The organism is Enterococcus sp. E4-150 (genome assembly GCF_035726465.1).
Classification (GTDB): Bacteria; Bacillota; Bacilli; order Lactobacillales; family Enterococcaceae; genus Enterococcus_B; species Enterococcus_B faecium.
In genome coordinates, this window is sequence record NZ_JAPRGK010000005.1 from 131554 (window position 1) to 144989 (window position 13436).

Consider the following 13436-nt stretch of genomic DNA (forward strand, 5'->3'; position numbering starts at 1 on the left):
TCCTTCTTATCCAATTGCCTTCAACGGATCGATTTTTACGATTGTCCGAACAGAAAATAGTGCGCCTAACACAGCTACTACCAGCATCAACAAGCTAATGACGCCAAAAAACAGCCAATTGCTTTGGAATGGAACCGCATCAGGTAGAACAAGGGATGTTCCCACTGTTCCTAATAGACCAAGAAGAATACCAACAAATGATAAAATAAATGTTTGTGCCACTACAGAACGCGCAATAAATCCTCCTGTGATCCCTTGTGCTTTCATTACACCAAAGATATTAATCTTTTGCATCGTCAGTACATAAATGAAAATCCCGATCACAATAGCCGCAATAACGATCAAAAATCCGATCATAAATCCAAAAGTCAATACTTGCGCATTATATCCAGGTAATTCATTGATGAATTTAGAAATTTTGATCTGTTCTAAATCTTCAGGTAAATTACTGATTTTACCTCTGACAACTATTGCGTTAATCCGTGCATTTTCACTTGTATCTTCTTTTTCGAAGCGGATCTCTTGGTAAGCATTGATGGTTGTATAGAGAACTGGTGAGACATTGAATTTGGCATGATCCGTAAAGCCAGTTAGTTTAAACGTCTTGTCACTACCAGATAACTTAACTGTATCTCCTACGGCTAGACCATATTCTTCTTTCAAACTAATATCGCCTACTGCCTCATCATCGTTATCAAAAGCTTTTCCTTCAACAAGATTGGGCATGATGAATTGATTTTTATCGATACCGAAGAAGCTAACATTGATTTTTCCTTCTTCTGTACTGTCTTTACTAGTCACGACTCCAGGTGTTTGGGCAAGATACGCCACTTTCCCACCTTCGACTTCTTCTGCTATCTTCTTAGTAATCATGGACATCCCTAGATTTGAATTTGCATCTTTCGAAAGCACAATCGAATCTGCCTCCCACTTGTCGACTGCTGTTCGATTATCTTGAGCTAAGCCATAAGCTAACCCAGTCAAAAAAAATACCAGGTAGGCAATCAAAAACATCACCCCTGCAACTAACGCATAACGTAACTTTGAATGCATAATTTCATTTAATGCTAAAAACATTTAACTCCTCCTCCTGAAATAATCATTTTATACAACAATTTTATCACTTGATAAATTTTTGGCGAATATTAAGCTCAAAAAATTCTTCCGCTATTTCATTATATGAATTTTTTTATTCTCGATTGATTAATATTTATTATATCCCCACACAATAAAAGACCGTGATATTTCTCACAGTCTTTTATCTACTCTATTGCTATTTGCTCTTTTAGCTAGTACTTTAAAAGCTAACTCATTAAGGTAGTGAAAACGAGGGGTATATTCAGACAGAAATCCAAAATCCTCAACTGCTAGCTGTGGAATCGTAGTTTTGTGTTTCACGATATCCGCAAGCAGGTTCAAATCTGATAATAAGAATTCTTGGCTTATCAGCTGTCCGCCAATTATTTCTAATGTATCCGGATGGTAGATCAGCTTTGCATTTACTGTTTTATTTTCTTCATCGTATTGTGGAAATAGATCAAATTCTCCTGAACACGAACCGGTATTTTGTTCCAAGAATGGCGCTTCATCTTCTGTCAGCCCTACAGTTCCTAAAAAGTAGTCTATAATGACTGCTGCTGTTATCTTTTGTCTGAGGTCGTAAGCGGTTGGCTGACCACTCAAAGTTAGCGCTACTGCTCTTGCCATATGTACAGCTCGAGTAACTAAAGGTAAAAAGAGATGCCGTTTATTTTTGTCAAAACTGACTGGGACGATATCTCCAATCGCATAGATGTCCGGATCACTTGTCTGCAGATATTCATTGACTATCACAGTCTCATCCTCATACAAAGCCACTTTTTCTTTTAACAATGTCGTATTAGGACGAGTTTGGGCAGAAAAAATGACCATATCTGCCTTTATTGTTTGAGACAGAAGTTGTACGGATACTACTTTCTCTTCTGATTTTTTCCAATCGATCAAGAATTCATTTGGATAAAAATTTATTTGCTTAGTTTGCAGCTGATTTTGAAAACTGTTGATCATATCCTTATCGAAATATCTTGATAAAACATTCGGCATATAATCAACTAGATGAATAATGTATCCTTTATTTCTCAAAGCATCTGCTAATTCCAATCCAATGTAACCAGCACCGAAGATCACTACTTCTTTTGCTTCTTTTAAAGCGGCAAGTACTTGCTTAGATTGCACTAGATTTTTATAGGTGTAGACATTTTCAGCTTCAATTTGTTTATACAAGGTGACAGGAGAGGAACCTGTCGCTACGATTAATTTATCATAGGTTATGGTCTCGTTTTTTCCTTCTTTGGATGCGAGGATGAGCTGATGTTTGTCTGGATCAAGTTCAGTTACTCTCCATTCGGTGATCAGTTTTGCCCCACTTTCTTGAAGAGTCCGCATGTTATGGGCAACTTCAGCTAAACTACGTATCTTTCCTTTTAAATAAAGGTTGATTCCATTTGAAACATAGCCTAGTCCATCTTTATGATCTTCATCGATCAGTAAAACTTCTGCTTTCGGTTGAAGTTTTCTTAGATTTAGGGCAGCTGTGATGCCTGCATGGGAAGCACCAATGATCACGATTTTCATGTTTTATTCATCCTTAAATTCAATTTTTCTAAATAACATTCTTTTAAAAATTGGTTCAAATAGGGGAAATCATAATTATATTCGTTGCTAGTGAATACAAAAACTTTAGCGGACTTCTGTGACGGGTACTCTTTCAATTGGCTAGTCAAAATGATATCATACTGCTTTTCTTTCTCGTATTCGACTAAATCATATTTGATCGTATTCAGCAATTGTTCCTGGATGATTTCTTTCACGATATCCGCCATTAGCCTTTCATAAGGAAGATCATAAGCAATTTGCAGACGTAATTCTAACTGCTTGATCAGCGTCCGTAAAATAGATGCATAGCGAGCAAATAATTCAAAGCGGGCATTTTCCTCGTCTACTTCAGTAAAATCAACAATAGCAAATGTTTGTCTGACCAATCTTTCACATAAAAACAGGAATTGTTTATCTTCTACTTCAGTTAACCGCTGTTTTAATCCTTCTTGGCCAAAAATATTCATCCATCCCCTAAAATAGGCAAAATGAGCGTGGTTTTGCATCACTGTCAACGCAATCTTTTGCGAAATCTCTTCTGGAAAAACATAAAAAGAGAAATATTCTTCTATCGATTGTTTAAACGTTCGATTCAATTGAGCTACTACGTCGTCTTTGTATTTTTCGCTTATCAAAAACTCCTGGACATGCGAGTTATGTGTATCTAATGTAAAGTTACTGATCATGAAAAGATAAAAAACCAACGTTTCATTTTGATTCCAAGGAAAGGCATATTGAAAGAAGTAACGGGTCAAAAATGTATGGAGGTCCAATAAAAATTGTGTCGTTTGAAACAATCCAACAGGAAGATTGCTATAATCTGGTTTGGATTTTTTCGTACAGCGCATTCGCTTCTTCATAATGGAAAGCCATATTTCAAATTTCAATCGTCCTTCTTCTGTAATAGCAAAACTAAACTCTTTTTGCAGCAGATCTAAAAAAGTGTTTCCTGATAAATCACTGTATTCTTTTTTGTTTTCAAGATAGGGACGTCCAAACCAAAATAATTGGAAATAAAAATAACGAATTTGACTTTCTGGACCGGTCAGCCGCCCGCTTTTTATTTTCAGATGAAACTCATTTAAAGAATCATTTAATTCCTTCACTCTGCAAGACAAAGTAGCCGAACTGATATTAAGTTCCATGACAAGTTTCTGCCGATCAAATGAGCCATTTTCCAACAGATAAAGAAGTATCTGATATTTTGTAGAATAGCGCAAGTAACAATGATAATAAACATCGACTGCTGCTATATTTCCATGTCTGATTAATAAAATATTCCCTTCTTGGATAACAATTTCCAATTGTTTGATATTTTCCAAGTTAGCTTGTAAATAAAACAGATCTTCTTTCAAGGTAGCCCGATCAACTGATAAGCGGGTAAGTACGTTATTAACGGAAACCTCTCCTTTTTCCTCTAATAAAAGTTGGAAAAGTTTGATTTGCCGTTGTTCATTTTTTTCAAGCAAACTGAAAAGTTCCAAGTCCACTCCTCCAAGCATTTCTGATTTTAACAGCAGAAGTTTCCTTCTCATCCTTGAAAAAGAGGATCTGTGACAGTTATCACAGATCCATACAAATTCTAATCACTTAGCTGGTTGGCCCAGCTGTCAGTTCCCATGTGACCATGCCTTGATACGTTGCGCCAGGTTGAGCATTCGTACTGCTATTTACCTCTAAGAGTAAACCATCGGTATCGGGAAAGTCAACGAGAACCTCTCCTTTAGCTGTTCCATCACTCTCATAAATCAACGTGTTTTGACCTTGCTGAATCAATTGCTTTGATCCAGAATGATTGAAGTATAATTTTGTTCCGCTTAATTCTTGACCTTGATCATTCTTAAATAAAGAAGTCGATGTACCTGTCAGTTGCCAAGGAGACGTGCTTGGAAGCCGAGTATCCCGCACATCAAAAGAAAAATCGCCTTTTGCTTCATAATAACTTGTCTTCAACGGTTTGGGGAGATCGTTACCAAATGTAAAATCATCTGGTACATTAACTAATGTTAATTCTTGTTTGGGGACAAGAATTGTTTTAGCAGATGTTTGGACAACTGGGTTAGGAAGCTTAGCACCATCTGCTAATGTAATATTGCTGGAAAGTACAGCTGCCTTTGTCAGTATGCTGACGGATTGTACAGAAGTATCTACAGTATTTAATTGATAGTTGTAAGTAAGATGAATGGTATCTCCTATTTTGCTCAATAGATCTGCTGGGACAGAAACTCCTTGTTGAATGCCGGTATCTGCGATAGTTGTACCATTTAATTTTAAGGAACCATTGATATAAGTAGTATTTTCAGGAAGTGAGATCGTGATTTTTTTGTCGGTTATCGCATCCCCAGATTTTGTTAACGTGAATGTCACATTTTCTTGAATCGTATCTCCTGATAGAGCAGACAGGGGATCTCCTGTCTCAGGTTGTCTGCTAAGGTTTTTTAGCTGACTATCTGCACTCACAGATGGAAAATTAGCCACTGTTATTTGAGGAAGAGTGGTGATTCCAGCTTGTTCAGACTGCCATTTGTACGCAAAAGACGGATACATGTTAGTAAGTACATCGTCCACCAAGCGATAATCAAAATAATATTGCCCTGAAGCCAATGCAGGTAGTGTAGAAGTAGCTGTATTTACACCCCCGTTATTTGATTGGATCGTTTGGAAAAGTTGATCTGTCCATCCTGTCGCTAATTTTTGGGTTCCTTTCGAATAAAGCCTGTAATGGATCGAACCCTTTTTTAGTTCAGTTGCTGACCAATTGGCCGTGACTTGGTACGATGCAGAAGAAAGGAGCTTTCCCCACTGACTATCGGCTGTTAAGTTTGTTAGTAAAACCGTTCCGTCTAGCTTGTACTGCTCCAATACCTTTAAAGCAACAGGAGAAAGCAATCCGCCTTGCGCATCTTTCCCACTGTACACGATATTGGCTGTCTGATTCAATCCACTTGTGCTTGCTGGAGTATGAGTCAGTATTGCTCCTTGTGTAACGTTTTTTCCTGTAAAATAGTTGACTACGCGATCAAAGCGACTAAATGGCAACTGATCAAAACGTCCTTCAGTCAGCCCCATCGTCAATGTCCGACTATTGGTAGAGCCTGGAAGGTTCTGGTTATTTCCATCCACGTATTCTGTGGTATCAGCAAATGTATTATATTTTCCTGTTGAATCACTTGGTGAGATGTAACTATTCCACGTATTTATCTCTGCACTTGCAGAAAATGCATATGCTCCTGGATTCAAGTTTCCGCCAGTTAATTTAGGATAAAATCTACCTGCAGCTGGAGCTAAAATCGAATTGAACATACGATCTTGGATAATATTATTCGAATCATAAAAATCAACAGAAAAAACGGCCTTTTTCGAAATAGAAGGCTGTAATCTGCCTTTTGTCAAAACTTTGTTTGGGCTCGTATCATATTTATCTCCGTTTTCTGTCATCTTCGCTACATTAGCTGTAATATCAAATTGAAGCGGGATATCGTCCACGTTGAATTCGCCTCGCGTAATAATAGCAATAATATCTGCCAATAGAGTATTTGTATCCCACGACCCCATCCCAAAACGCAAGGTATGGCTTCCTGCTGATAATAAACTTCCGCTAGTAACCTTGATGGGGGCACCGGCAATATACAAGTAGGCGTTGTTCCAGTCAATTGCTTTTAATACATCACTGCTTGATACATGTTCCGGCAAATTGATGATCGCCACAAATGCAAATCCTTGTGCAGTGATATTCACCAAATCAAGTACATTTGTTATTTTCACATGGCTTTCCCAATGAAAACGGACCGTGCCACCTTTCCAAGGATCATTTGAACCATCGTTCAAATAAGTAGCAGTCAATTTAGGCAATTGATTAGCCCCAGTTAGTTGGACAAGCTTCCCGCCATTGACTGCACTACGTCCACCATTTGGAGGTACGATATTTTCATACGTGTATGGATCATAAGAAATGGCAGGAGGCGTTGCTCCAACAGCTTCTGCCGAAGGTGAAAAGGTAAATATACTTAAAACAAAAAACGAAGTAAAAAAGAAGGAGCAAAAAAATGAAAATTTATTTTGTAGCAACATGTTCATCCTCCTTTTCCTTTCTTCTCCATAACAACAACCACGCAAGAAGCCATAATTCTATACCAATGATCAAATAAAGAAAACGGATCTTTTGTTCATTCGTCTCCGGGAATACGCCATGTTGATTAGATTCTTTATAAATCGGTAGCTGTGTCTGCTGTTTTGATGCGCCATTGACTGAACCACTTGGATGCGGAACTGGACTTAGATCATAAAATGTAATCGTACCTGAACTTTTGGTATCTGCTTGGACTGGCTCTTGCCAGCTGAAGAACAGCAAACTTGCAATAATCCCTCCCAATAAGATCGATGTTTTCAACGAAATCACCTCATCATGTTGTTTCTCCTTTTTTCTTTTTCTTGTGGACCCACAAAAACAGCAAAATCAACCATAACACTAGAACTGCAGCAACCAATCCTGCATAAAGCCATGGGAAAGATTGTTCTTGTACTGCAAAAACGGAATTTTCATTTACTTTTTGTGCTTTTTCTTTTTTGATCGTAAAGTTTTGTGTAAATCGCCATTCATTACTGTCGCCTGATTTTGCTATGATTTCTGCGCGGTAATCGCCGGCTTTTGCTTTATCACCAGCTAAATCAAGATTCAAGTGAAAATTCGAATTTGGTGCAACTAAAAATGCATTAGACGTATTTTCAATATAAAGCTGATTTTCATAAAAGATCTTGCTCGTAAATATCAAATTGCTGATAATCCTAGGCTGAGGATTTTGGAAACGAAGCTGAACAGTTGGCTTTGCGTTGACCTCGTCCAAATCTCCTGATAAAAGTTTCAGATCCGGTTCTATCGTCTCTTGACTTTCTTGTAAAACGACTGCGAGATTATAAGCAATACGATTTTTGATTTGTGCTCCTTCTGTAGCATTTTCTGTTTCAGCTTCTTCTTTAGGTGAAACATGAATACCCGCTAATACACGTCCCTTAAAGCTTTTTGCTGGGATTTTCACTTCTATAGGTACAGTTGTTTCTGCATGTGCTGATACATTGATTTCCTTTTTCGCAATGAGCAAAACGTCACGGACATCAAACGGCAATGTCTCATCTAACGTTGGTTTTTTTTGACTATAATCGATCATTCCACCATCACTCGTTACCGCCGGATTGACAGAGACCTCAAATGTTCGTTCTTCATCTGAAGAATTGCTGATAATTACTTCTAGTGTCTGATTTTGTTCCGGTGCCACTAATAAATCAAAATAACCGATTGCTTTATCTATTTGGTTCTCTGGAAATACCGGTTTGATTCCAAAGTCTCCTGCTGAATGCTTTGCTTGACTGATTGACGGAAAAATGAAAAATAGACTTAAAATAGAAAAAAACGAAACAAACAGTCGTTTACTTTGATTCATTGTCCACCACATCCTTTCAACAACAACTGCGGTAAAAGATCCTTCACCTATAGTATTTTCACCGCAGTTTGTTGAATTTATTTCATACTCTATGCTACTGGGCCAGCCACGAGGTTCCAAGTCAAATCAGCCGTGAATGTTCCAGCTGCTGCTTTCGGCACTTTCAGTGTGATATTTGCTGGATCATAAACAGAAAGCCATGTTCCCAGACCTTGATCTTTTGCTGCTGTAAATATTGGTGTCGCTGCACTTGCTTTACTCAACCCAGTTACAGTTTGACTAGTTGGTCCAGTGGATTCGTTATCTGACGTACTTTTAACAGTGGATGTTCCAAAATCTAATTCAGCGCCTTGCAAAACTTGTGAACCATTTACAAAATCTGAAACCGAAACTGTCACGTTCCACCCTTGTGCTTGGCCATCTGCACCTACACCTCGACGATCTGATACTTGGAGATAAGGTGTATCGTTTTTTGAATCGTCTACTTGATACGTTTTTGTTCCGCTTTCAATCTCGTGTGTACCAAATGGCAATTCGGGAACTACATCCAGTGTTAAAGGACCTGTCTGGCCAGTTGCTGGATTTTCCGGATCTGCTGGCTCTACTGGTTTTGAAGGATCAGTAGGGTTAAGAGGCTCCACGGTATTTGTTGGTTCAGTAAAGGTAATATCTCCTTTTGAAGTCGCTTGACCCTCAGCAAAAGCTGGTGTTGCCAGGCCGCCTAGAAGAAGTGTTGAAAGTAATAATGTCCCAATCATGTTCTTTTTCATAATAAATCACTCCTTTTTCTTAGTGACCTAAGTATAGTAGAGACAGTATGCAAAAAATCCTCATGAATTCATCCGCTTACTTGAAATTATGACCCTTTTTGTATAAAAGAGAAAAAAACAATAAAATCGTTTACATGAATATTCTTCCTTTTTTATTAAGTATGAAAAAATATTTCAATTTTATTTTTTCGTTTCAAATTATTCTATTAGTGACATCCTTGAACTATAAAAATAGGAGTACGGCATCATCTGCCGCACTCCTATTTTTTTCGTCATTTATTTCTTAAATAAAACGATTCTCACGCAATTTTATTTTTTTGATATCTTCTACTGTTTGTGTTCCAGCTAATTGCATGACCATTTCCAATTCTGTTTTAAAGAAATCAAACACTTGATGGACTCCTGTACTTCCTCCTAAAGACAATCCATAAATAACGGGTCTGCCAATAGCAACAAGATCGGCACCTGATGCGATTGCTTTGAAAACATGTTGTCCGCGTCGTACACCGCTGTCAAACACGATTGGTACACGTTTATCTACTGCTTCTGCCACATATTGCAACGAATCAAACGCAGCAGGCCCCCCATCTAATTGACGGCCACCATGGTTAGATACCCAAATTCCACCAGCACCAGATTCTAATGATCGATAGACATCTTCTTCTGATTGAACACCTTTCACGTAGACTGGCAAATCAGAATGAGCAGAGATAAATTCTACATCTTTTGGACTAAGTTTTTGTTTGGAAGATTTATATACAGCATCCATCGTTTGGCCTACTCCTGATTGATAAGCCTGAACGATCGGCATTGGCAGCGGGAAGGTAAACCCATTTCTGCGGTCTGTTTCACGGTTTCCGCCAACTGTTGCATCCGCTGTCAATACGATTGCTTTTGCTCCATTACGCTTGGCCACTTCAAGAATATCCAAATTGATTCCATTATCTTTGCTCATATAAAATTGAAACCATTGCGGTGCTTTCTCCCCGCCTGCTTCTCTTATCTCTTCTAAAGTACAAGAAGCGTAAGAACTTGCTGTATAGATCGTCCCAAAATCTGCTACACCTTTTGCAGAAGCTTTCTCCGCCTTCACATGAGCTAAGCCATGAGCAGCAACTGGTGCCATGATGATTGGTGCAGTCAGCATTTCTTCGTCAAAATGTGTAGTTGTATCGGGTAATTCTACATCTCTTAATACATGAGGAATAATCAAACGATGGTTGAATGCCCGTTCATTTTCTTGATAAGTAAATAAGTCGCCAGCACCACTGCTGATGTAACCATAACCACCAGCTGGAATCACTTGTGAAGCCGCGATTTCTAAATCTTCCATATTGATAAAATCGACTATTCCTTCATTTGTACCTGCTTGATATGTTTTTTCCATCTCAATGCCTTCTCTCTATAAAAATTGAATGACGAACAATATGATAGCGTTTACACTTTTTATATTACTCTTCGACATTGATACAGGCAAATAATCTGTTTACATTTCAGCCATTCCAGATGTCACTACTCTGGAAGAAATGATTGTAATAAAAATAGATAAAAAACCGATGGGACTTTGACAAAATTCGTGTCAAAGTCCCTTTTTTTGAATAAACGGTGTTCAAAAGCCATTTTCTCGGTATTAAGTCAAATTTATGCAAAAATGTGGAAAGCCATTTTCACAAAATTTTTCTTACTACTCGAAACTAAGCGACTTTTTCACGACCTCTCGATAAAACGGTGTTCAATCAGCTGACCCTCGGTATTAGCTCAAAAAATGGCAAAATATGAGGAACTATTTTGCCATTTGTCTCTCTAATACTCAGGTCAGAAAGTTGACTTCACAGTCTCTTCCTTAAACGGTGTTCTCCTGCCAACTCCTCGGTCACAAGTCACAATATTCAACAAACATGAGAAGCTGTTTTTTGAAATTGTTCCTTGTGACTCGGAGCTGAACGGCAGGCTCACGACCTCTTTCTTAAACGGTGTTCAAAAGCTTGCATCTGCGGTAATAAGCCCAACCAAACGAAAAATAGGAGGAGCTATTTTTGTTTGGCTGTTCTTATTACTTGATGCAGGGCAGCTTTTTCACGACCTCTGATTCACGGTGTTTCTTTTTCATCAACATTTTTACGAAATACTGTGGAAGACTATTGAAATAAGTGTGGATTGTTTCTTTGTGTTTCAATCGTTTCTTGCCATTCTTCATTTAATTTTGGATTACCGTTTTCTTCCTTGAACTCATAAGGTCCTAATTCAAAAAGCCCAGACAGTATTTGATTCACGATTTCATATAGTTCAGTGTGATCAGACACATGATTCTTGAAGATCATCTCATTATCACCACGTTTGAACCTCACATTCGGGCTCTCATGATGAACCTCTATGCATTTTTCTCCTTTTTTTAACTGACGGACTTCTGAAAACATCTCATAAATATCTTCTCCAGTAAAACCTTCAGCAAGCGCCAGACTGTCCACAAGACCGCCTACTGTCAGTTCAGAGATTATTGCTTGATTGGAATCTAATTTTAATGTATAGCTTGTCGCTTCTACTACGCCACATGCATTGCAACCGCCTTCTGATAGTTCGCTTTTTCTGATCAATTGAACTTCTTGCATTTTCTGTTCCTCCTCTTAATTTTCTACTTATGTATTTTTATCACCTGACATAGGTGACTCCTATCAACGCTATCATGTGCTTTTTTCCTCAGAAATCCTATTTATCCATTCCATCTATCCCTTATTCTTCTACTTTTCTTTCTCTAGCATATAAGAGATACGCATAGTATTCAAGCAAGGATTGTCGATATAAAAAGAACAAATACTGCTATTTTGATTTCTTTTGGCTATATTACATATAAATAAAATTTATCATACCTGCTCTTTTTGACTATATCATCATCTGACTTCTATACTTCGTTTGTATTAAAACTTAGGAGGAATCATTCATGCTTACAGGGTTAAACTTATTAAATAATCCTTTTCTAAATAAAGGAACAGCTTTTACAAAAGAAGAACGGGCAAAATATGGAATCACTGGTATGCTTCCAAGTACTATCCAAACACTGGAACAACAATCTGTTCAAGCTTATGGTCAATACTTAAGCAAACAAACAGATTTGGAAAAACGTATCTTCTTAATGAATCTATTCAATACGAATCGGACATTGTTTTATAAATTGATGGGCGAACATTTAGTTGAATTCATGCCTGTCGTTTATGATCCTGTCGTTGCGGATTCAATCGAACAATACAACGAAATTTTCTTGAAACCGCAAGATGCTGCATTTCTTTCAATCGACGAACCAGAAAACATCAAAGCAAGTTTGAAGAACGCGGCAGATGGACGAGACATTCGTTTGATTGTTGTGACTGATGCAGAAGGAATCTTAGGTATGGGCGACTGGGGTGTGAACGGTGTTGACATCGCTATCGGCAAATTGATGGTCTATACTGCTGCTGCTGGTATTAATCCAGCACAAGTTTTGCCTGTATCGATCGACGCTGGTACTAATAATGAAGAATTATTGAATAATCCCTTATACTTAGGCAATCGTCATGCTCGTGTAGAAGGCGAAACTTACTATGAATTCATCGATCAATTCGTTCAATCAGCTACCGAATTATTCCCAGAATTGTTATTGCATTGGGAAGATTTTGGACGAGGAAATGCTGCAGCGATCTTAGAAAAATACGAAGATCAAATCACTACTTTCAACGACGATATCCAAGGTACAGGAATTGTTGTCCTAGCAGGTGTATTAGGCGGATTGAATATATCCGGTGAACAATTGAAAGATCAAATAATTTTGACATTTGGTGCTGGTACTGCTGGTGTGGGTATCGCAAACATCCTTTTAGATGAGATGATCCGTCAAGGTGTACCTGAAGAAGAAGCACGCCAACATTTCTATCAAGTAGATAAACAAGGTTTATTGTTTGAAGATACAGAAGGATTGACTCCTGGTCAAATCCCATTCGCTCGCAAACGCTCAGAATTCACTAATGCTGATGAATTGACAAACTTAGAAGCAGTTGTAAAAGCGATCCATCCGACAATCATGATTGGTACTTCTACCCAACCTGGAGCATTCACTGAAGAAATCGTGAAAGAAATGGCTGCTCATACACCACGTCCGATCATCATGCCTTTGTCTAATCCAACAAAATTGGCAGAAGCAAAAGCAAAAGATTTAATAGAATGGACGGACGGAAAAGCATTAGTTGGAACAGGTATCCCTGCTGCTGATGTTGAATATAATGGTGTAACTTACCAAATCGGTCAAGCAAATAATGCTTTGATGTACCCAGGTTTAGGACTTGGTTTAATTGCTTCAACAGCTACACGAGTAAATGCTGAAATCATTTCTCAAGCTAGTCGAGCATTAGGCGGAATCGTTGATGTAACAAAACCAGGAGCAGCTATCTTGCCTCCAGTAGCAAAAATCACTGAATTTTCTCAAACGATTGCTGAAACTGTCGCAAAATCAGTTGTCGCACAAAACTTGAATCGTGAAGAAATCACGGATATCAAAGAAGCAGTTGAATCTGCTAAATGGGTTCCTGAATATAAATCTTTAGAAGATTAAGATCGTTATAGTAAA

Annotated in this window: 10 protein-coding genes; 1 reads left to right on the forward strand and 9 read right to left on the reverse strand. The window is 38.1% G+C overall.

Going from position 1 to position 13436, the window contains the following annotated elements; genetic code table 11:
* Positions 1-6 precede the first annotated feature (6 nt).
* The 9 genes from OZ002_RS06305 to OZ002_RS06345 form a co-directional block, all read right to left on the reverse strand.
* On the reverse strand, positions 7-1077 hold the full coding sequence (locus OZ002_RS06305) for an ABC transporter permease (RefSeq protein WP_002296464.1): 1071 nt from the start codon (positions 1075-1077) through the stop codon (positions 7-9).
* Between the two features lie 171 nt (positions 1078-1248).
* Positions 1249-2613: an NAD(P)/FAD-dependent oxidoreductase gene (locus OZ002_RS06310; RefSeq protein WP_002331581.1), complete on the reverse strand. Its 1365-nt coding sequence runs from the start codon at positions 2611-2613 to the stop codon at positions 1249-1251.
* A complete protein-coding gene (locus tag OZ002_RS06315; RefSeq protein WP_325082938.1) occupies positions 2610-4169 on the reverse strand; it encodes a helix-turn-helix domain-containing protein in 1560 nt (519 codons plus the stop codon). Before OZ002_RS06315 ends, OZ002_RS06310 begins: the two co-directional genes overlap by 4 nt.
* Before the next feature lie 55 nt (positions 4170-4224).
* A complete protein-coding gene (locus OZ002_RS06320; protein ID WP_325082939.1) occupies positions 4225-6705 on the reverse strand; it encodes a hypothetical protein in 2481 nt (826 codons plus the stop codon).
* The gene (locus OZ002_RS06325) at positions 6689-7024 is read right to left on the reverse strand and encodes a hypothetical protein (RefSeq protein WP_002306162.1); all 336 of its coding nucleotides are present in this window, start codon (positions 7022-7024) and stop codon (positions 6689-6691) included. The genes OZ002_RS06320 and OZ002_RS06325 overlap by 17 nt, the downstream gene beginning before the upstream one ends.
* A gap of 13 nt (positions 7025-7037) precedes the next feature.
* Complete coding sequence (locus OZ002_RS06330) at positions 7038-8072, reverse strand: DUF916 and DUF3324 domain-containing protein (protein ID WP_325082942.1); 1035 nt, start codon at positions 8070-8072, stop codon at positions 7038-7040.
* An 89-nt stretch (positions 8073-8161) separates the two neighbouring features.
* On the reverse strand, positions 8162-8842 hold the full coding sequence (locus OZ002_RS06335) for a WxL domain-containing protein (protein ID WP_086295026.1): 681 nt from the start codon (positions 8840-8842) through the stop codon (positions 8162-8164).
* A 283-nt stretch (positions 8843-9125) separates the two neighbouring features.
* On the reverse strand, positions 9126-10229 hold the full coding sequence (locus OZ002_RS06340; protein WP_325082944.1) for an alpha-hydroxy-acid oxidizing protein: 1104 nt from the start codon (positions 10227-10229) through the stop codon (positions 9126-9128).
* Positions 10230-10980: 751 nt separating this feature from the next.
* Positions 10981-11451, reverse strand: coding sequence for a DUF4809 family protein (locus tag OZ002_RS06345; protein ID WP_002339022.1), 471 nt, complete (start codon positions 11449-11451; stop codon positions 10981-10983).
* Positions 11452-11780: 329 nt separating this feature from the next.
* Between OZ002_RS06345 and OZ002_RS06350 the strand changes: the two genes are divergently transcribed.
* Positions 11781-13421: a malolactic enzyme gene (locus OZ002_RS06350; RefSeq protein WP_325082945.1), complete on the forward strand. Its 1641-nt coding sequence runs from the start codon at positions 11781-11783 to the stop codon at positions 13419-13421.
* The last annotated feature ends 15 nt before the right edge of the window (positions 13422-13436 follow it).

What these genes read in the sequence shown, in the direction of transcription:
- OZ002_RS06340 (WP_325082944.1), bottom strand. Translation starts at nt 10,229, where the DNA reads ATGGAAAAAACATATCAAGCAGGTACAAATGAAGGAATAGTCGATTTT.
- OZ002_RS06330 (WP_325082942.1), bottom strand. Translation starts at nt 8,072, where the DNA reads ATGAATCAAAGTAAACGACTGTTTGTTTCGTTTTTTTCTATTTTAAGT.
- OZ002_RS06315 (WP_325082938.1), bottom strand. Translation starts at nt 4,169, where the DNA reads ATGAGAAGGAAACTTCTGCTGTTAAAATCAGAAATGCTTGGAGGAGTG.
- OZ002_RS06320 (WP_325082939.1), bottom strand. Translation starts at nt 6,705, where the DNA reads ATGTTGCTACAAAATAAATTTTCATTTTTTTGCTCCTTCTTTTTTACT.
- OZ002_RS06310 (WP_002331581.1), bottom strand. Translation starts at nt 2,613, where the DNA reads ATGAAAATCGTGATCATTGGTGCTTCCCATGCAGGCATCACAGCTGCC.
- OZ002_RS06335 (WP_086295026.1), bottom strand. Translation starts at nt 8,842, where the DNA reads ATGAAAAAGAACATGATTGGGACATTATTACTTTCAACACTTCTTCTA.
- OZ002_RS06305 (WP_002296464.1), bottom strand. Translation starts at nt 1,077, where the DNA reads ATGTTTTTAGCATTAAATGAAATTATGCATTCAAAGTTACGTTATGCG.
- OZ002_RS06345 (WP_002339022.1), bottom strand. Translation starts at nt 11,451, where the DNA reads ATGCAAGAAGTTCAATTGATCAGAAAAAGCGAACTATCAGAAGGCGGT.
- OZ002_RS06350 (WP_325082945.1), top strand. Translation starts at nt 11,781, where the DNA reads ATGCTTACAGGGTTAAACTTATTAAATAATCCTTTTCTAAATAAAGGA.